The organism is Inquilinus limosus, assembly GCF_002195995.1.
Classification (GTDB): Bacteria; Pseudomonadota; Alphaproteobacteria; order DSM-16000; family Inquilinaceae; genus Inquilinus; species Inquilinus limosus_C.
Window position 1 is genome coordinate 1 of the sequence record NZ_NHON01000111.1, and the last position, 17163, is coordinate 17163.

Genomic DNA, 17163 nt, shown 5'->3' on the forward strand with positions numbered 1-17163 from the left:
CTGCATGCGAACCCCGAGCTGAAATACGAGGAGCGCGGCACCGCCGATCTGGTCGCATCGAGACTGCGCGGCCTCGGCCAGCTGCATGCGCGGCCTCGGCCAGCTGCATGCCGATCTCGGCGAGGCGCGTGAGCATCTCGCATTGCTGCAGCGCGCAGCCACGGCCATAGGCCTCGACATCGAACTCGGCGGGCATCTCCTTCATGGAACGTATCATGAACGAGATTCGCAGGCGAGCGCAATGAACATTGCGTTAACACGCCCGCCGCAGGCTCCGCCACGGCAGGATGCCCGGGTCTGGCAGGGCGGCCGATGTGGGCCGCAACGGGGACAATCCGGCCTTCAACGGCCCGCTGGCCCAAGACGGCTTCATCGAGCTTCGGCGGTCGCTGGAGGGCGAGTCGAAGATCGCGGATGGAAGTCGTACGAGTTACTCGATTCTGAACTGGAGCTCGCGGTACAGCGCGAAATCGTTCATTGAGGCCACACCGAAGGTTCCGCACACATCCGGAATGTGCCGGTTTTGGCGTTGCGCGCTCGGCCTGGAGACCTCGCGCGTCACAACCACCCTGTCCGGACCACAGAGTGCCGCGGCAATGAGGAACGGATCTCGCCCGACTGTGGCGATTTCGATGTCGTTGAGATTGGGTGCATAGCCATGCTCGATCACCCGTTGCACCATCGTTGGATTGGTTGGCTCGGCCAGGATCAACGCCCTCTTGACGTCAGTGTCATGGAGCCAATCCCCGAGCATGTCGATCGACTGCGCGACTTCATCATAGATCTGTCCCGGCATCTTGATGATGCCGGCGGCAGCGCGCCCGTACAGCCAAACCCAGAACTGCGGTATCCGGTCGATCGGGTAGTAGTCCCCATGTGCCCGGATAAGGACGTTGGCATCCAGCAGGTAAAGGGTCATGCTGCGCGTAGCCGCTCCTGCAGCAGAGGCCCGACATTGGTCGGGCTGACGCCGAGAATTCTCGCAGCTTTGATGTGAGTTACCACGTCACCCTGAAGCCCACGCCGAACGGCACTCAGGAGCGCCGCTCCGAGGCGGTGACGCCGGACAATGTAGTAACTTGGTCCAGAATTCTCCGAGCCATCCCTGGAGCGTTGCTTCTCATTGCGCCATCGCTGGGCAAAGTGCCGGAAGAGACGCCCAGCGATGTCGTCTCCGATCCATCCCAGCCGGTCCATCCGGTAGGCCGCGAGGCCCTGGCTGACGTTCCACTCCAGCGCAATCCGCTCGGTTGCGCGGAGCACCACGTCAAACGCGGCATCCTGCAACCCTGCCGGTCGCGCGAGTTCCCCGCTCGGCAACAGCAGTTCGCCCGCCACATCGTTACAGAAGCGCTCGATCACATTTGCGGACATGGTCTGCAGTGGCCCGCTAACGCCGCTCGCCCCGATCCAGAGGTGCGCTACCTCATGCAAAAGAGTGAAGGATCGAGCTGGCTTCGCGTCGTTGTCGTTGACGATCACGAATGGCGCGACGTCGTCGGCCAGGGCGATTCCGCGGAACACATCCTCACTGAGATCGGAGTGATGCGATCCCATATCACCGACCAGCAGAACATATACCCCGAGCCGTTCTGTGGCTGTTCGAAAGAGGTTGAACAGAGCTTCGGGACCCTTGGCGGCTCTCTGGTCCTGCACGGAAATGCTCAGCGCCGACCTGATCGCTGCGACAACCCTGTCTCGGCCATCATCGATCCGGCTGCTACCAATGAAGCTCAGCGGATGTGCGTCATCCTGGTCCTCGAGCATAGCGCGCAACAATTGCTGTCGCGCTCGCAGATCGCGTAGCAGCGCGTCCAAGGTGGCATTTTCACGCGGGGACGCAGCATCCGGGGTTGTACGGAAATCCTCTCCGCGCTCTCCGCGCCCGGGAGGCTCGGCAAGATAGAAGACGACCAGGGGGCGCCGATAAACAGATGCCGCGCGCTGGAGCTGCTGTGACGTCGGGGCTCTTTCCCCCGCCTCAAGCGATGCGAGCTTCTCAGCACCGGTGGTGCGTCCGGTGGTCGACAGGCCAAGCTTCTGCGCGGCCTCCTCCAAGGAGAGACCGGCGGTCTCGCGCGCCCAGGCCAGGATGCGCGGATTGATCTGCTCATGCTCAGCCATACTGGGAGTCTACCGGGAATATGGGCGCGACGGAATCCGGATCGGATCTCGACGGAGCCGGTAGAGCATGCGGGCTCCAACTGACTACCGCCCTACCCGCCCGGCCGGTAGCGCAGCCCGTCCAGCACCAGGCGCAGCAGCCGGCCGGCGCGCTGGCGCCAGTCGGGCTGGCCGGCGATCGACCAGATGCCGGCGGCCGCCGCCAGCAGCACGTCGTCGGGATCGGCATCGCCCCGGATCGCCCCGGCCTTGGCGGCGGCGTCGAGCAGCAGCGCCATCGCCTGCCGGATCCGGGCCTTGGTCTGCACCATGGCGTCGGAATCGGAGGCCCGTGCCCGCATCAGCACGTCAGCCATGCCGCGCTTGGCCGCGACCATCGCGGCGTAGCGGTCCATCCAGTCGGCCAGCGCGACCTCCGGCGGCCGATCGCGCAGCAGCGTCTCGGCCGCCGCGCACAGCCGGTCGACCTCGTTGCGGTACACCGCCTCGACCAGCGCCTCGCGGGTCGGGAAATGGCGGTAGAGCGTGCCGATGCCGACCCCGGCCCGGGCCGCCACCGCCGACAGCGTGACCTCGCCCTCGACCGCGCCGAACAGCTCCGCCGCCGCTTCCAGCAGCCGCTCGCGGTTGCGCCGGGCGTCGGCGCGCCCCGCTGCCTCCTGCGTCTCCTGCCCGTCCAACGCCGTCACGCCCTTCCTCGCCGATCCAGGACCGCCATCATGCACCATTCACGGCGCCGGTTGAAAACGGAGGGTCCTCCGCTTAGATAGGCGAAACGGAGGACCCTCCGTTTCGATCCCGACAGCGCATAGGACGAGGACGGCATGTCAGGCAAGGTCTGGTTCATCACCGGCACATCCAAGGGGCTCGGCCGGGCCTGGGCGGAGGCGGCGCTGGCCCGCGGCGACCGGGTCGCGGCGACGGCCCGCGACATCTCCAGCCTGTGCGGCCTGGTGCATGACCACGGCGCCCAGGTCGCGCCGATCCGGCTGGACGTGACCGACCGCGCCGCCGTCTTCGCCGCGGTGGCGACGGCACAGGAGCGGTTCGGCCGGATCGACGTGGTGGTCAACAATGCCGGCTACGGGCTGCTCGGCGCGGTCGAGGAGGTCGGCGAGGACCAGGCCCGGGCGCAGATCGAGACCAACCTGTTCGGCGCGCTGTGGGTGACCCAGGCGGCGCTGCCGATCCTGCGGGCCCAGGGGGCGGGCCACATCATCCAGGTGTCCTCGGTCGGCGGCGTCAACGCCTTCCCGATGCTGGGCCTGTACCACGCCTCGAAATGGGCGCTGGAAGGCTTCAGCCAGTCGCTGCAGGGCGAGCTGGCCGGCACCGGCATCCATGTCACGCTGGTCGAGCCCGGCGGCTACGCCACCGACTGGAAGGGCGGGTCGATGGTGCATGCCGAGCCGATCCCCGCCTATGACGAGATCCGCGCCGGGCGGCTGCAGCGCTGGCGCGACGCCGAATTCGCCGATCCGGGCGCCAGCGGCGCGGCCATCCTGCGCGTCGTCGACGCCGCCGAGCCGCCGCTGCGGGTGTTCTTCGGCCCGCACAATCTGGAGATGATGCGGGCCGAATACGGCAAGCGGCTCGCCGGCTGGGAGCAGTGGCAGGACGTCGCCAGCCTGGCGGTCGGCCGCTGACAGCCTTGGTGCGCAGATATCGAGGCCGGGTCTCCGCGTTGCCTCTCCCGCCGGACGCGGGAGAGGCAACAACTCGCTGCCTTCGAGATCCGGCCCGAACTCATCCCGCTCCTAGCCCCCCGCCAGGCGCTGCTGATAGACGGCGAGATGGGTCGCGGCCAGGGCCAGCAGCGGGGTGTCGAGCCCGGCGGCCCGGCCGCGGGCCAGCAGGTCGCCGATGATCTGGTCGGCCTCGATCGGCGCGCCCTGCTGCAGGTCGCGGTACATCGAGGAGGTGCGGCCGGCCCCCGGCTCGGTCAGGAAGGCGCGGGTGGTCGCCAGGAACGCGGCGCCCGGCGCCGTGCCGACCGCGCCGACCACCGCCACCACCTCGTCCAGGAAGCGGCCGGCGAAATCGGCGCCGCCGGGCGCGGCCACCACCTCGCCGGTGCTGCCGCGCATCAGGCAGGTGATGCCGCCCAGCGCCGCCAGCATCACCCATTTCTCCCACATCTCGCGCTCGATCTCCGGCGTCAGCCGGGCGTCGAAGCCGGCGCCGCGCAGCACCGAATCGAGCCGGTCGGTGCGGGCCGAGAGCGTGCCGTCGCGCTCGCCATAGGCCAGCTCGTGGAACCCGGCGAGCTGCACGATCCGGCCCTCGGCATCGACCGTGCCGGCGATCTTGCAGACCCCGCCCAGCACCGTGGCGGAGCCGAAGCGGGCCGACAGCAGGTCCATGTGCCGCATGCCGTTCAGGAGCGGCAGGATCATTGTCTCCGGCCCGACGGCGGGGGCGAGGTCGGCCATGGCGCCGGCGAGGCCGTAGGCCTTCACCGCCAGCAGCACGACGTCATACGGGCCGTCGATCGCGTCGGCGGTGACCAGCCGCGGCGCCAGCGTGGCGGCGCCATGCGGGCTGACGATGCGCAGGCCGTCCGCCCGCAGCGCGGCGGCACGGCCGGGCCGCACCAGGAAGGTGACGTCGCGGCCGGCCTGGGCCAGCCGGCCGCCGAAATACCCGCCGGTCGCCCCGGCGCCGACAACCAACACCCGCATCGCATGCTCCCGTTCTGAGCCGGCCCGAGCCCGGGCGGCGGCACCCCTCACCGGCCAAGCTGGGGTCCGCCCCGCCCGATGTAAAGGATGCGCGGCAGCGGCGCGCAGGCCCGGGCGCGCTGCCTGGGCTGCGCATCGCGGGGGTGGACGCCGCCCCCTGCGGGTGCAATGACTCGGATCCTCGTCGGCCTGCCCGGCCCCGGCCCTGCCGCCGCCCTCGGCCCGACGCTGCTCAATCGGCCAAGGGGAGCTCGACCATCCATGGATACGCGCGGCATCAACGACATCGGCGCCTCGATCGACGCGGCGGTCGACGCCATCGCCCCCGGCCTGGTCGAGGTGCGGCGCGACATCCATGCCCATCCGGAGATCGGCTTCGAGGTGCAGCGCACCGCCGGGGTGGTGGCGGCGGAGCTGGACAAGCTGGGCATCCCCTACCGCACCGGCATCGGCCGCACCGGCATCGTCGCCGAGATCCAGGGCGGCGCCCCCGGCCCCTGCCTGCTGATCCGCGCCGACATGGACGCGCTGCCGATCCAGGAGATGACCGGCCTGCCCTTCGCCAGCACCGTCGCCGGCAAGATGCATGCCTGCGGCCACGACATCCACACCGCGACGCTGATCGGCGTCGGCGCCGTGCTGAAGGACCTGGCGCCGCGGCTGCGCGGGTCGGTGCGGCTGGTGTTCCAGCCGGCCGAGGAGACGCCGGAGAGCGGGGCCGCCGCGATGATCGTCGACGGCGCGGCCGACGGCGCCGACATGGCGCTGGCCTTCCACAACAGCCCGACCATGCCGACCGGCGAGTTCGGTTATCTGCACGGCGCCAGCACCGCCTCGGCCGACACCTTCGACGTCACCGTGCGCGGCCGGTCCGGCCATGCGGCGCGGCCGCAGGACGCGGCCGACCCGATCGTCGCCGCCGCCTATCTGGTGACCCAGCTGCAGACCGTGGTGTCGCGCACCATCGACCCGGCCCAGGGCGCGGTGGTGACGGTCGGCAGCATCGCCGGCGGCGCCACCCACAACATCATCCCCGACACCTGCACCCTGCGCGGCACGGTGCGCGCCCGGTCGCCCGAGGCGCGGGCGGCGGCTGAGGCGGCGATCCGCCGGATCGTCCAGGGCATCGAGCTGACCCAGGGCGTGACCTGCGACCTCGACTACCAGCTGGGCGTGCCGCCGCTGATGAACGATCCGCGCGTGCTGCAGGCCTCGGTCGCCGCGGTGCGGGCGCAGTTCGGCGATGTGGTGCACGAGACCACGCCGGGCTTCGGCGCCGAGGACTTCTCGTTCTTCTCCGAGCGGGTGCCGTCCTTCCACCTGCGGGTCGGCGCCAGCCAGCCGGGACGCCACGACCACCTGCACAACTCCGACTACCAGCCGGATGAGCGCTGCATCGGCCTGGGCGCCGCCGCCCTGGCGCGCAGCGCCGTCGAGCTGCTGTCCTGACGCGCAGCGCGGTCGAACTTCTGTCCTGACGCCGGCCCCCGCCGGCGCCCGGTTCAGCGCGCCGGCGGGACGTTCTGGTTCAGGCTGAAGAAGTTGTCCGGGTCGTACTTCGCCTTCACCGCGGCCAGCCGGTCGTAGTTCGGGCCGAAGGCGGCGCGAATCACCTCCGCCGGCTCGTTGTCGATGAAGTTCAGGAAGCCGCCGCCGCTGGAATAGGGCTGCATCGCCTCCCACGCCGCCCGCGCCCAGGCGATGTGGCGGTCGCCATCGGCCGGATCCAGCCATTGCGCGGTGATGCCGAGGTTGAACACCGACTGGCGCTGGCCATAGGCGGTGTCGGTGGCGCCGACCCGGCTGTAGGCGCCGCCATAGCACTCGACCACGACGCCGGACAGCGGCGACCCGGCGCGGTTGCCATGCTCGACGATCGTGTCGATCGCCGCGTCGGTCAGCGCCGTCAGGAAGGTCGATTTCCAGTAGTTGTGGGCGCGGTCCGGAAAGGCGCCGTCCAGGATCGACTGCATCGCCAGGAACGGCATCGGCTGCACCGCGTCCAGCAGCGGCGTGCCGAAGCTGCGCAGCGGCCGGACCGCGCGCTCACCCGCCGCCAGGTCGTCGCCGCTGTAGCACAGCACCACGGCCGTGGCCGGCGCGCCGTCGGGGGTCGAGATCAGCCCGGCATAGGCGGTCAGCTCGTCCGGCGCCGTTGCCATCACCTCGCGGTAATGGCGCAGGAATTCCGCGGCGACCTCGCGCGGATAGACCACCAGCCCGCCCAGAACCGTCGCCACTGGATGCGCCCGGAACAGGAAGGAGGTGACGATGCCGAAATTGCCGCCGCCGCCGCGCAGGCCCCAGAACAGGTCCGGGTGGCTGCCGGCATCGGCGGTGACGACCTCGCCTTCCGCGGTGACGACCTCGGCGGACAGCAGGTTGTCGCAGGTCAGCCCGTGCTTGCGCACCAGCCAGCCGACGCCGCCGCCCAGCGCCAGCCCGCCGATACCGGTGGGCGAGACCACGCCGACCGGCACCGCCAGCCCGTGCAGCTGGGTCTCGCGGTCCAGCTCGCCCAAAGTGGTGCCGCCGCGCACCCGCACGGTCCGCGCCTGCGGGTCGACGAAGACGCCGGTCATCGCCGACAGGTCGATGACGATGCCGTCGTCGCACAGGGCGCGGCCGGCGACGTTGTGGCCGCCGCCGCGCACCGCGACCAGCAGGTCGTTGGCGCGCGCGAACCTGACCGCATGCACCACGTCGGCGGTGCCGGCGCAGCGGGCAATCAGCCCGGGATGCTTGTCGACATGGGCGTTCCAGATCTGCCGCGCGGAGTCGTAGCCCTCGTCCTGCGGCAGGATCGCCCGGCCGGCGAAGCCCTGGCGGAACGCCTCGACGGCCGCCGCGTCGACCGGGGCGCCGTCGCGCCGCTTGAGCTGGTGGGTCTGCATGCTCTGCCTCGCCGGATCGGTGATCGGAGGGTGGCAGGCTGCGGCCCCGCGGTTACGCCGCGGTGTCGACGCAACCGAATCCGGTTACGGATGTAGGCGCGGCGGGTCGCCGCCCCCATCGGAAACCTCGCCATCGGGCCCGATTTCCGTCACCTTTCTCGGGTGGATTGCAGGAGGCGAGTCGCGCGGCCGCGGCCGCGACCCCGGAAGCGAGGAAGAGACACCGATGATCGAGGCGATGAACCTCGCCATTCTCGTTGCGGCGGGACTCATTGCGCTCAGCGTCTTCACCAGCCTGATCTCGTTCCGGGTCGGGGCTCCCCTGCTGCTGGTGTTCCTCGCCGTCGGCCTCGGCGCCGGCGAGGACGGCATCGGCAAGATCCATTTCGACAACGCCCCGGCGGCCTATTTCATCGGCAGCGTCGCCCTGGCGCTGATCCTGTTCGACAGCGGCTTCGAGACCCGGCTGCAGAGCTTCCGCGCCGCCGCCGCCCCGGCCCTGACCCTGGCGACCGCCGGCGTGCTGCTGACCACCGGGCTGGTCGCCGTCGCCGCCCGCTGGGCCTTCGGCTTCGGCTGGTACGAATCGCTGCTGACCGGCGCCATCGTCAGCTCGACCGACGCCGCCGCGGTGTTCTTCCTGCTGCGGGTCGGCGGCATCACCCTGCGCGACCGCATGCGGTCGACGCTGGAGATCGAATCCGGCAGCAACGACCCGATCGCCATCTTCCTGACGCTCGCCCTGGTCGAGGCGGCGCGGCTGGGCACCGGGGCGGAGACGCTGACCTGGTCGCTGGCCACGACCTTCCTGCTGCAGGCCGGCATCGGCATCGCCCTCGGGCTGGCCGGCGGCTTCATGATCGTGCGGGTGATCAACCGCGTCAGCCTGGACCCCGGCCTGTATCCGGTGATCGTGCTGAGCCTGGCCCTCTTGATCTTCGCCGCCACCGGCATGGTCGAGGGGTCGGGCTTCATCGCCGTCTATGTCGCCGGCATGGTCGCCGGCAACGCCAGGCTGCGCGCCTCGGCCCTGCTGCGCCGGTTCCAGAGCGGCATGACCTGGCTGGCGCAGATCTGCATGTTCCTGACGCTGGGCCTGCTGGCGACGCCGTCGCAGTTCCCCGCCGTGGCCCTGCCGGCGCTGGCGGTGGCCCTGGCGCTGACCTTCGTGGCCCGGCCGATCGCGGTGTGGCTGTGCCTGCTGCCCTACGGCTTCTCGCGCAACGAGACCACCTTCGTCGCCTGGGTCGGGCTGCGGGGCGCGGTGTCGATCCTGCTGGCCATCCTGCCGCTGATCGCGCAGCTGCCGGACGGGCGGATGATCTTCAACGGCGTGTTCGTGGTGGTGATCGTCTCGCTGCTGCTGCAGGGCTGGACCATCCGCCCGCTGGCCAAGTGGCTGGGCCTGATCGTGCCGCCGCGGATCGGCCCGGTCGACCGTGTCGAGCTGGAGCTGCCGGGCCGCGCCAACCACGAGCTGGTGGTCTACCGCATCGCGGCGCAGAGCCCGGTGGCGCGCGGCGAGCGCATCCCGCGCTGGGCCCGGCCGGCGCTGATCGTGCGCGACGGCCAGTCGGTCGACATCCACCATGCCGGGCGGCTGCAGGGCGGCGACCAGGTCTACATCTTCACCCCGCCGCAGCAGGTGCGCCTGCTGGACCGGCTGTTCGCCACCCCGACCCGGTTGGCCGAGGACGACCGCGACTTCTTCGGCGACTTCACTCTGAACGCCGAGGCGCCGCTGGCCGAGGTGGCCGAGAGCTACGGCTTCGCCCTGCCCGACCCGGCCGAGACCCGGACCACCGGCGCCTTCCTGCAGGATGCGTTCGGCGGCCGGGCCGAGATCGGCGACCGGCTGCCGGTCGGCGGGGTCGAGCTGATCGTCCGCGCCGTCGACGACGAGAACGAGGTCACCGAGGTCGGGCTGGCGCTGGAGCCGAGCCGCGGCGCCCAGCCGAAGCTGCCGGTGTTCCAGAACCTGTCGGAGATCGCAGCCTGGTTCCGCCACCGGATGCGCGAGCGCCGTGCCCGGCGGGCCCCGCCGCCCGCCGCAGTCACCGAGCCGCCGGTGCCCGACACGCCCGAGGCCGACCGGCCGGAGTAGCGCGTCCCCCGTTCCAGGCCCGCGCCGCATCCGCTAGTCTCGCCGGCAACAGCGAGAGAGCAGGGACGCGATGCTGACGATCTATTCCGAGGACCACCGGCTGCAGCACGGCAAGGTGGAGCTGACCGGCGGCCACTTCATCCCGGTGGTGGAGAAGCCGGAGCGCGCCGAGACCATCCTGGCCCGGATCAAGTCCGTCGGCCTGGGCGAGGTGCGGGCGCCGGAGCGCTTCGGCACCGACCCGATCGCCCGGGTGCACGCCCCCCACTTCATCCGCTTCCTGGAGACCGCCTGGGACGAATGGGTGGCCGCGCATGGCGAGATCGACGCGCTGCCGACCAACTGGGCGGTGCGCAACATGCGCCAGGTCGTGCCCAGCTCGATCGAGGGCAAGCTCGGCTACTACGCCAGCGACTGCGGCACGCCGATCACCGCCGGCACCTGGCGCGCGGCGCTGAGCTCGGTCGACGTCGCCCTGACCGGGGCGAAGCTGGTGGCGGCGGACGGCAAGCCGGTGTTCTCGCTGTGCCGGCCGCCGGGGCACCACGCCTCGACCGACGTCTATTGCGGCTACTGCTTCTTCAACAATGCCGCTGTGGCGGCGCAGTGGTTCCGCGACAACGGTGCCGCCCGCGTCGCGGTGCTGGACATCGACTATCATCACGGCAACGGCACGCAGGAGATCTTCTGGGGCCGCGACGACGTGCTGTTCGTGTCGCTGCACGCCGATCCGAACGTCGAGTATCCCTACTATCTCGGCTATGCCGAGGAGCGCGGCGAGGGCGCCGGCGAGGGCTTCAACCTCAACCTGCCGATGCCGTTCGGCACCACCTGGGACCGCTACCGCGAGGCGCTGGACGCCGGCCTGGCGCGGATCCGCGACTACGGCGCCGATGCGGTGGTGCTGTCCTTCGGCGCCGACACCTTCCAGGAGGACCCGATCTCGCAGTTCAAGCTGAACAGCGACGACTTCACCCGGATGGGCGAGATCCTGGGCCGCGGCCTGGGCGTGCCGACCCTGACGGTGATGGAGGGCGGCTACGCCGTCGACGCGCTGGGCGTCAACGTCTCCAACCTGCTGCAGGCGCTGGAGGCATCGGCCTGAGCCGATTGCCTCTCCCGCTTGCGAGGCTTTTTGGCACTACCCACTCCTCGACGTCATTGCGAGGAGGCGAAGCCGACGAAGCAATCCATCGGCCCGCAAGAGCGGCTGCATGGATTGCTTCGCTGCGCTCGCAATGACGGTTCTGGGACTTCAGAAAGGTCCGCAAGCGGGAGAGGCCAGGCGAACGCAGCCGACGCCCTGCGAGTCCCTGCCGGGCAGTGCCACCGTCCGATCCCGCCTCAGCCGGCGACGGCGAGGTAGCCGGAGACGGTGGCCAACGAGACCACGGTCGAGACCAGGATCACCTTGGCCGTGACCGCCGCCTCACGCCGGTAGAACTCGGCCAGCATGAACGGGCCAGTGCCGGTCGGCAGCGCGGCCAGCAGCACGGCGGTGTGGGCCAGCACCGGCGGCAGGCGGAACAGCACCGCCAGCCCCCAGGCCACCGCCGGCTGCAGCGCCAGCTTGAAGACCACCAGCAGCGTGGTGGCGGCGCCGTCGCGCTCGCCGGCCCCGCGCTTCTCGGCCAGGAACAGGCCGAGCGCGACCAGGGCGCAGGGCGAGGAGGCGCCGCCCAGCAGCTTGAGGAAGGCTTCGGCCGGCGCCGGCACGGCCAGGCCGAAGAGCGGCACCAGTGCGCCGAGGGCCGGCGCCACCAGCAGCGGGTTGCGCGCCAGCGACTTCAGGATCTTCGCCACCAGATGCGCCCGCCGCGCCTCGGTCTGCAGCCCGACCTCGATCAGCACGATCGCCACGGCAAAAACGACGCAGACGGTGATGATCGACGCGATCGTCGTCGGCACCAGCGAATCGGTGCCCAGCACCGCCAGCGCCAGCGGGAAGCCGAGGAAGCCGGTGTTGGCGTAGCCGGCGTTGAGCCCGTCGATCGCCGCATCGGCCAGGTGCCGCGCGCCGCGCAGCCGGATGGCGATGGTCAGCACGAACACGGCGGCGCTGCTGAGCCCGAACACGGCGATGAAGCCGGGCTGCCAGAGATCGGCCCAGCGGGTGTGCGCCATGATGTCGAACAGCAGCGCCGGCAGCGCCAGCCAGACCACGAAGCGGTTCAGCTCCGTCGTCGCGTTCGGGCCCAGCACGCCGGTCCGTCGCGCCAGCCAGCCGGCGAAGATCAGGGCGAAGATCGGCAGCACGACCAGGAAGGGGGACAGCATCGGCGAGAACCGGGCGCGACGGGCGGGGATGCCTCGGTATCCCTTACCCGGCCGATGCAATCCAATGCATAGTGACGGCCGGATCAATACCGAAACGGTATGCCATGATCGACATCCGCCAGATGCGCTATTTCACGGCGCTGGCCGAGACGCTGCATTTCGGCCGCGCCGCCGAGCGGCTGCACCTGACCCAGCCGCCGCTGAGCCGGCAGATCGCCGCGCTGGAGCGGGAGCTGGGGGTGAAGCTGCTGGAGCGGCATTCGCGCCAGGCGGCGCTGACCCGTGCCGGCCGCCGCTTCCTGGAGGATTCGCGTACCGTGCTGGCCGCCTTCGACCAGGCCTGCCGCAACGCGGTGCTGGCCGAGCGCGGCGAGTTGGGCGAGCTGTCGGTCGGCTTCATGATGCACGCCGCCTTCACGATCGTGCCGAGCCTGACCCGGCGCTACGTCACCGCCTATCCCGAGATCGAGCTGACGCTGCGCGAGGCGATGCCGGCCGGGCTGGTCGACGACGTGCTGGCCGGCCGCTTCGATGTCGGCATCCTGTTCCCGCCGGGGCCGGTGCGCGGGCTGGAGACCTGGCCGGTGCACAGCGAGAGCCTGTGCGCCGCCCTGCCCGCCGGTCATCCGCTGGCCGGGCGGGACCGGCTGGATGCCCGCGACCTGGAGGGCCAGCCGCTGATCGCCACGCCGCCGGAGGTGTCGCCGACCCTGCGCGACGCCATCGCCCGCTACTGCCGCAGCGCCGGCTTCCAGCCCGCGATCCGGCTGGAGACGCAGATGCAGCAGACCATCGTCCAGCTGGTGGCGGAGGAGCTGGGCATCGCCCTGGTGCCGGAATGCATGGGCGCGCTGGGCGTCGCCGGGGTGGTGTTCCGGCCGCTCGCGGACGCGCCGGTGATCGACCATGTCATCGCCTGGCGGGCAGGCAACCTGAACCCGGCGCTGAAGACCTTCCTGGCCACGGCCGGCGCCGCGCCGGCGTGATCATCCGCCGGCCCCGTGCCGTTGCCGGCCGGCGGCCGATGCCGCATTCTCGCCGGCATGACGGCCAATGCCATCCTCGCGCTGCTCGACTCCGCGTCGATCCCCTGGACCGCCTCGCGGGCGGAGCTGATGGACCGGTACGGCATCCGGCGGGATCCCTGGTACGACGACGACATCGTCCTGCTGGAGACGCCGCAGCCGCTGGTCCCCGGGCTGATGCGGCCGATCGGGTTCCGGGCCGTCCCCCGCTTCGCGCCCTGGCTGCCGCCGGTCTATCTGGGCGGGCATGTGCATCAGTCCGGAGATCCGCGCCGCAACCTGGACATGGCCGCCGCAGCGCTCTCGACGTGGCTCGGCCCCGGCCGGCCTTCCGGCGTCTCCAACACACGGGGCTGGCGCTGGCAGGAGGGGCTCTCGATCATCGAGCTGACCTGCTGGCCGCCGGAGCTGCAGCATCCCGGCCTCCAGAACCGGGCGCATGAGCGCGAGCCGCGGCTCTCCGTCACCTGCCATCTAACGATATGCACCGGGTACAGGCCGCCGGTGACGCCCGAGGAGCAGGCCGGGCTGGACGGGTTCGAGGAGATCGGCCGCCTGGCCGAGACCGAGCTGCGCATAGCCGGCAACGACACGCCCGAATATGCGCTGGAATTCATCCGCGCCCCCAGCGCCGCTGCCGGGCGCTTCACCGGCCGCGTCGGCCTGTCGCGCGGCGGCGGCCACCTGATCTTCGGCTGGGACGAGCTCTATCTTGTCGCCGTCGACCGGATCCTGCGGTTCGAGCTGCTGCACCTGCTGCCGGCCCGCGGCCCCGGCGGCGCGACCCTGTCCGTGCGCTGCGCGACCGCCATCCCGGCCTGGCCGGAGAAACAACTCGTGATCACCACCGCGCTCGGCATCGACCCGGCCGCGGCGCTGGCATCCAGGCTCGCCGGGGCGACCGGGAAGACGATCGAACGAAGCACCGCGCTCGACGACTGAGCCGTCACGCCCCCGGATCGCGCGGCGGCGGGATGTCGATGGTGAAACGGGTGCCGCCGGGGCCGCTGTCGATGTCGATGGCGGCGTCGAGCTGCCGCACCTGGGCCTGCAGCACCATCATGCCGAGGCCGCTGCCATTGGCCGGCATCTTGCCCTGCGGCAGGCCGACGCCGTTGTCGGCGATCTCGAGCCGCCAGCCATTCTCCGCCCGCGGCTGGAAGCGGATCTGCACCCGCCCCTCGCGCCGGTCGGGGAAGGCGTATTTCACCGCGTTGGTGACCAGCTCGTTGACGATCAGGCCCAGCGGCACCATCCGCGACGGCGGCAGCTCGGCCGACGCCACGTCGCAGATGATCGAGATGCCGCCATTCTCCGGCAGCAGCGCCCGCGACAGGTCCTCGCACAGCCCGGTCAGGTAGTCCTTCACCTCGACCCGGTCGACCGAGACATTGGCGTAGAGCCGGCGGTGGACGATGGCCAGCGCCTGGATCCGGTCATTCGCCTCGGCCAAGGCGTGCTTCGCCTCGGGGTTCTGCGCCCGGCGCGCCTGCAGCCCGAACAGGCTGGACAGCAGCTGGAAGCTGTTCATCACCCGGTGGTTGATCTCGCGCAGCAGCAGGTCCTTCTGCTTCAGGTTCTCCTCGATCCTGTCGGCCATGGCGTCGAAGGCGGTGGCGAGGCGGCCGAACTCGTCGCGGCCGTGGCGCAGCCGGACGCGCGCGTCGAGCCGGCCGCGCTGCCATTCGCGCGTCGCGGCCAGCAGCCGGTCGATCGGCCGCAGCAGGAACAGCCGGCCGCCGATGCCGGCGGCGGCGAGCGAGACCAGCAGGCCGGCGACGATCAGGGCGATGCCGCGCCGGGTCGCGGCGTCGATGGTGGCGAAGGCCGCGGCCCGGTCGATGCCGACCAGGACGAACAGGTCCAGCTCCTCCGACCGCATCGGCACATAGCCGTAGATCCGCATCGTGTCGTCAATCGCGCCGCTGGTGACCGACCCGGCCTGCGGCGAGCCCAGCAGGTCGAGGAACTTGTTCGGCAACTGCTTGCCGACCCAGGGCGTGTCCGGCCCGGGCAGGCGCGACATCACCACCCCGGCGCGGTCGGTGATCATGATCACGGCGTTGCGCGATTCGGTGTCGATGTTGATCGCCGCGGCCATGGCGTCGACGCTGAGCGCCGCCACCACGGCGCCCTGGAAGACGTCGCCGTCGAAGATCGGATAGGCGACATGCAGCACCTTCTCGCCGACCGCGTCGGTGGTGGCGAAGCCGCCGACGGCGAAGCCGCGGATCTCCCGCGCCCGCTGGAAGAAGCCCTGATGGCCGACCGAGACCGAGATCGCCGCGGTGTGGTTGGCGCCGCACAGCAGGTTGCCGTCGGCATCGACCACGGCGATGGCGTTCAGGCTCGGCACCTCCGACCGCAGGTCGTCCACCACCTCGGTGCAGCGGCCGCCCTGGCCCTCGCGCACCGCCGGCACCCGGGCCATCGCCGCCAGCAGTTGGCGGATGCCGTCGACGATGCGGAACTGCGCCCCGGCGGCGACATTGGCCAGGCGGATGGCGTCGTCCTGGATCTCGTTGGTGCGGGCGATGCGCAGCGCATATTCGTTATAGCCCTGCAGCGCGATGCCGGGCGCGACGGCCAGGCCGACCAGCAGGAACAGGCGCGATAGCAGATTCATCGCGACGGCAGCCGGCAGCGGCCAGAGACGGGACGGCCCGACCTGCCCGGCTTCATGACCCCAGCCTGCAGGCTGATTCTTGCCGCCCCCAAATCATCAGCCCCATCCTGAAGCGAGCCCCGCCCGATGCCAACCGGCAACTCCGCCGCACCGTCGCTGCCCGGCCGGCGCGGCGGGATTGCGGGCGGGTTCTACAACAGCAGCCTTGGAAAAGCCATCGCCAGGCCCCAAAGTGGTCACCGCCGGGCACGGGAACAAACTGTTGCACGGCCCGTTTTTCAACGGTGAAGTGCCCGGCTGTAACCGGCGCTTGAGCATGGAGACGACGACGATGTTCAAACCCACCATGATCGTGCTCGCGGCCGCGCTGGCCCTTGCGGCGTGCGGTCGTGATACGGGCGGCCGGGCCCTGTCCGGCGGCCTGCTCGGCGCGGGCGCCGGCGCCGGCATCTCCGCCCTGACCGGCGGCAATGTCGGCACCGGCGCGCTGATCGGCGGCGCCGTCGGCGCGGTCGGCGGCGCGGCGACGAGCTGCCGGACCATCAACCTCGGCGGCCGCTGCTGATTTCGGCGCTGCCGGCGGAATTGATATCGAGCGGGGACAGAGTCGCCTCTGTCCCCGTTTGCTTTGGGACGCACCCGATCCCGCGCCCCAAGCGACGCGCAACCAACGGAGCGAGGAACAGACATGGCCACGCGGAACCTGGACCAGGAGCTCGACACGCTGCGCGCCGATCTCGGCAAGATCCGTGAGGACATCGCGTCGCTGACCCGCACCTTGGGCGAGTCCGCCGCCGCCGAGGCCAAGGCCGGCGGCGCCCGGCTGAACGACGCCGCCCACGCCGCGGCGCGCACCGCCAAGGAGCGGGCGCAGCACTTCGCCGACACCGCCCGCGCCCAGGGCGAGGAAGGCATCGCCGCGCTGGAGCAGCGGATCGAGCAGAACCCCATCACCAGCGTCCTCGTCGCCTTCGGCGTCGGCCTCGTCATCGGCAAGCTGCTCGACCGCTGAGGCCGGCGTGAAGACCGATCTCGGCGTCGCCCTGCTGGGCGCCCTCGCCGCCCGCCAGCGCCTCCGGCTGAGCCGGGCGCTGCGCCGCGCCTGCATCGCCGCCGCGCTGTTCCTGGTCGCCCTGGTCCTGGTGGTGATCGCGCTGATACTGCTGGCCTGGTCCGGCTTCTACCTGCTGCTGCCGAAGCTGGGGCCGGCCGGCGCCGCGCTGGTGGTCGGGCTGGTCGTGCTCGGCCTCGCCGCCGTGGTCGCCCTGATCGGAATCCTGGCCGGCCCCAGCTTCGGCAGGCCAGCAGTATCAGCGCGATCACCACCAGGACCAGGGCGACCAGGAACAGCGCGGCGGCGATGCAGGCGCGGCGCCACCTTCGGCTGCGCGCGGCGCCACCTTCGGCTGCAGCAGCGCCCAGCCGACGATGT

At 71.0% G+C, this 17163-nt stretch carries 17 protein-coding genes; 9 read left to right on the top strand and 8 right to left on the bottom strand.

Going from position 1 to position 17163, the window contains the following annotated elements:
• The 4 genes from BWR60_RS37825 to BWR60_RS31750 all read right to left on the bottom strand — a co-directional run.
• The coding region (locus tag BWR60_RS37825) for a hypothetical protein (RefSeq protein WP_218823767.1) at positions 1 to 205 on the bottom strand (205 nt) is incomplete at its 3' end.
• Between the two features lie 225 nt (positions 206 to 430).
• Positions 431 to 919, bottom strand: a complete 489-nt coding sequence (locus BWR60_RS31740) for a DUF4411 family protein (RefSeq protein WP_088156591.1) — start codon at positions 917 to 919, stop codon at positions 431 to 433.
• Positions 916 to 2124 (bottom strand): XRE family transcriptional regulator, encoded by a 1209-nt coding sequence (locus BWR60_RS31745; RefSeq protein WP_088156593.1) that lies wholly within the window; start codon positions 2122 to 2124, stop codon positions 916 to 918. Before BWR60_RS31745 ends, BWR60_RS31740 begins: the two co-directional genes overlap by 4 nt.
• A 92-nt stretch (positions 2125 to 2216) precedes the next feature.
• Complete coding sequence (locus BWR60_RS31750) at positions 2217 to 2813, bottom strand: TetR/AcrR family transcriptional regulator (RefSeq protein WP_218823768.1); 597 nt, start codon at positions 2811 to 2813, stop codon at positions 2217 to 2219.
• Positions 2814 to 2948: 135 nt separating this feature from the next.
• Here BWR60_RS31750 and BWR60_RS31755 point away from each other — a divergent pair, with 135 nt between their 5' ends.
• Positions 2949 to 3770 carry an SDR family NAD(P)-dependent oxidoreductase gene (locus BWR60_RS31755; RefSeq protein WP_088156597.1) on the top strand — a complete coding sequence of 274 codons (822 nt, stop codon included), beginning with the start codon at positions 2949 to 2951 and terminating at the stop codon, positions 3768 to 3770.
• Between the two features lie 111 nt (positions 3771 to 3881).
• On the opposite strand, the gene panE is transcribed toward BWR60_RS31755, so the two are convergent.
• A complete protein-coding gene (gene panE, locus BWR60_RS31760) occupies positions 3882 to 4805 on the bottom strand; it encodes a 2-dehydropantoate 2-reductase (protein ID WP_088156599.1) in 924 nt (307 codons plus the stop codon).
• A 261-nt stretch (positions 4806 to 5066) separates the two neighbouring features.
• Here panE and BWR60_RS31765 point away from each other — a divergent pair, with 261 nt between their 5' ends.
• Positions 5067 to 6254: a M20 metallopeptidase family protein gene (locus BWR60_RS31765; RefSeq protein ID WP_088156601.1), complete on the top strand. Its 1188-nt coding sequence runs from the start codon at positions 5067 to 5069 to the stop codon at positions 6252 to 6254.
• Between the two features lie 53 nt (positions 6255 to 6307).
• Here the strand turns inward: BWR60_RS31765 and BWR60_RS31770 are convergent, their stop codons facing one another.
• Entirely contained in the window at positions 6308 to 7699 is a 1392-nt protein-coding gene (locus BWR60_RS31770; RefSeq protein ID WP_088156603.1) for an FAD-binding oxidoreductase, read from the bottom strand.
• 226 nt (positions 7700 to 7925) lie between these two features.
• On the opposite strand from BWR60_RS31770, the gene BWR60_RS31775 reads away from it, so the two are divergent.
• The gene (locus BWR60_RS31775; RefSeq protein WP_088156605.1) at positions 7926 to 9803 is read left to right on the top strand and encodes a potassium/proton antiporter; all 1878 of its coding nucleotides are present in this window, start codon (positions 7926 to 7928) and stop codon (positions 9801 to 9803) included.
• A gap of 70 nt (positions 9804 to 9873) precedes the next feature.
• A complete protein-coding gene (locus BWR60_RS31780) occupies positions 9874 to 10908 on the top strand; it encodes a histone deacetylase family protein (protein ID WP_088156607.1) in 1035 nt (344 codons plus the stop codon).
• A gap of 239 nt (positions 10909 to 11147) precedes the next feature.
• Here the strand turns inward: BWR60_RS31780 and BWR60_RS31785 are convergent, their stop codons facing one another.
• Entirely contained in the window at positions 11148 to 12080 is a 933-nt protein-coding gene (locus BWR60_RS31785) for an AEC family transporter (RefSeq protein ID WP_088156609.1), read from the bottom strand.
• 104 nt (positions 12081 to 12184) lie between these two features.
• Here BWR60_RS31785 and BWR60_RS31790 point away from each other — a divergent pair, with 104 nt between their 5' ends.
• Positions 12185 to 13066, top strand: a complete 882-nt coding sequence (locus tag BWR60_RS31790) for a LysR family transcriptional regulator (protein ID WP_088156611.1) — start codon at positions 12185 to 12187, stop codon at positions 13064 to 13066.
• 57 nt (positions 13067 to 13123) lie between these two features.
• Positions 13124 to 14047, top strand: a complete 924-nt coding sequence (locus BWR60_RS31795; RefSeq protein WP_088156613.1) for a hypothetical protein — start codon at positions 13124 to 13126, stop codon at positions 14045 to 14047.
• 4 nt (positions 14048 to 14051) lie between these two features.
• Here the strand turns inward: BWR60_RS31795 and BWR60_RS31800 are convergent, their stop codons facing one another.
• Positions 14052 to 15731 carry a sensor histidine kinase gene (locus BWR60_RS31800; protein ID WP_088156615.1) on the bottom strand — a complete coding sequence of 560 codons (1680 nt, stop codon included), beginning with the start codon at positions 15729 to 15731 and terminating at the stop codon, positions 14052 to 14054.
• A 316-nt stretch (positions 15732 to 16047) separates the two neighbouring features.
• Here BWR60_RS31800 and BWR60_RS31805 point away from each other — a divergent pair, with 316 nt between their 5' ends.
• The 3 genes from BWR60_RS31805 to BWR60_RS31815 all read left to right on the top strand — a co-directional run.
• Complete coding sequence (locus BWR60_RS31805) at positions 16048 to 16296, top strand: hypothetical protein (protein WP_230983244.1); 249 nt, start codon at positions 16048 to 16050, stop codon at positions 16294 to 16296.
• 123 nt (positions 16297 to 16419) lie between these two features.
• On the top strand, positions 16420 to 16743 hold the full coding sequence (locus BWR60_RS31810) for a DUF883 family protein (RefSeq protein WP_088156617.1): 324 nt from the start codon (positions 16420 to 16422) through the stop codon (positions 16741 to 16743).
• A gap of 7 nt (positions 16744 to 16750) precedes the next feature.
• The coding region (locus BWR60_RS31815; protein ID WP_218823769.1) for a hypothetical protein at positions 16751 to 17163 on the top strand (413 nt) is incomplete at its 3' end.

Coding starts and splice junctions, on each gene's coding strand:
- BWR60_RS31785 (WP_088156609.1), bottom strand. CDS start 12,080: ATGCTGTCCCCCTTCCTGGTCGTGCTGCCGATCTTCGCCCTGATCTTC.
- panE (WP_088156599.1), bottom strand. CDS start 4,805: ATGCGGGTGTTGGTTGTCGGCGCCGGGGCGACCGGCGGGTATTTCGGC.
- BWR60_RS31800 (WP_088156615.1), bottom strand. CDS start 15,731: ATGAATCTGCTATCGCGCCTGTTCCTGCTGGTCGGCCTGGCCGTCGCG.
- BWR60_RS31755 (WP_088156597.1), top strand. CDS start 2,949: ATGTCAGGCAAGGTCTGGTTCATCACCGGCACATCCAAGGGGCTCGGC.
- BWR60_RS31805 (WP_230983244.1), top strand. CDS start 16,048: ATGGAGACGACGACGATGTTCAAACCCACCATGATCGTGCTCGCGGCC.
- BWR60_RS31810 (WP_088156617.1), top strand. CDS start 16,420: ATGGCCACGCGGAACCTGGACCAGGAGCTCGACACGCTGCGCGCCGAT.
- BWR60_RS31780 (WP_088156607.1), top strand. CDS start 9,874: ATGCTGACGATCTATTCCGAGGACCACCGGCTGCAGCACGGCAAGGTG.
- BWR60_RS31775 (WP_088156605.1), top strand. CDS start 7,926: ATGATCGAGGCGATGAACCTCGCCATTCTCGTTGCGGCGGGACTCATT.
- BWR60_RS31790 (WP_088156611.1), top strand. CDS start 12,185: ATGATCGACATCCGCCAGATGCGCTATTTCACGGCGCTGGCCGAGACG.
- BWR60_RS31795 (WP_088156613.1), top strand. CDS start 13,124: ATGACGGCCAATGCCATCCTCGCGCTGCTCGACTCCGCGTCGATCCCC.
- BWR60_RS31770 (WP_088156603.1), bottom strand. CDS start 7,699: ATGCAGACCCACCAGCTCAAGCGGCGCGACGGCGCCCCGGTCGACGCG.
- BWR60_RS31765 (WP_088156601.1), top strand. CDS start 5,067: ATGGATACGCGCGGCATCAACGACATCGGCGCCTCGATCGACGCGGCG.
- BWR60_RS31740 (WP_088156591.1), bottom strand. CDS start 919: ATGACCCTTTACCTGCTGGATGCCAACGTCCTTATCCGGGCACATGGG.
- BWR60_RS31745 (WP_088156593.1), bottom strand. CDS start 2,124: ATGGCTGAGCATGAGCAGATCAATCCGCGCATCCTGGCCTGGGCGCGC.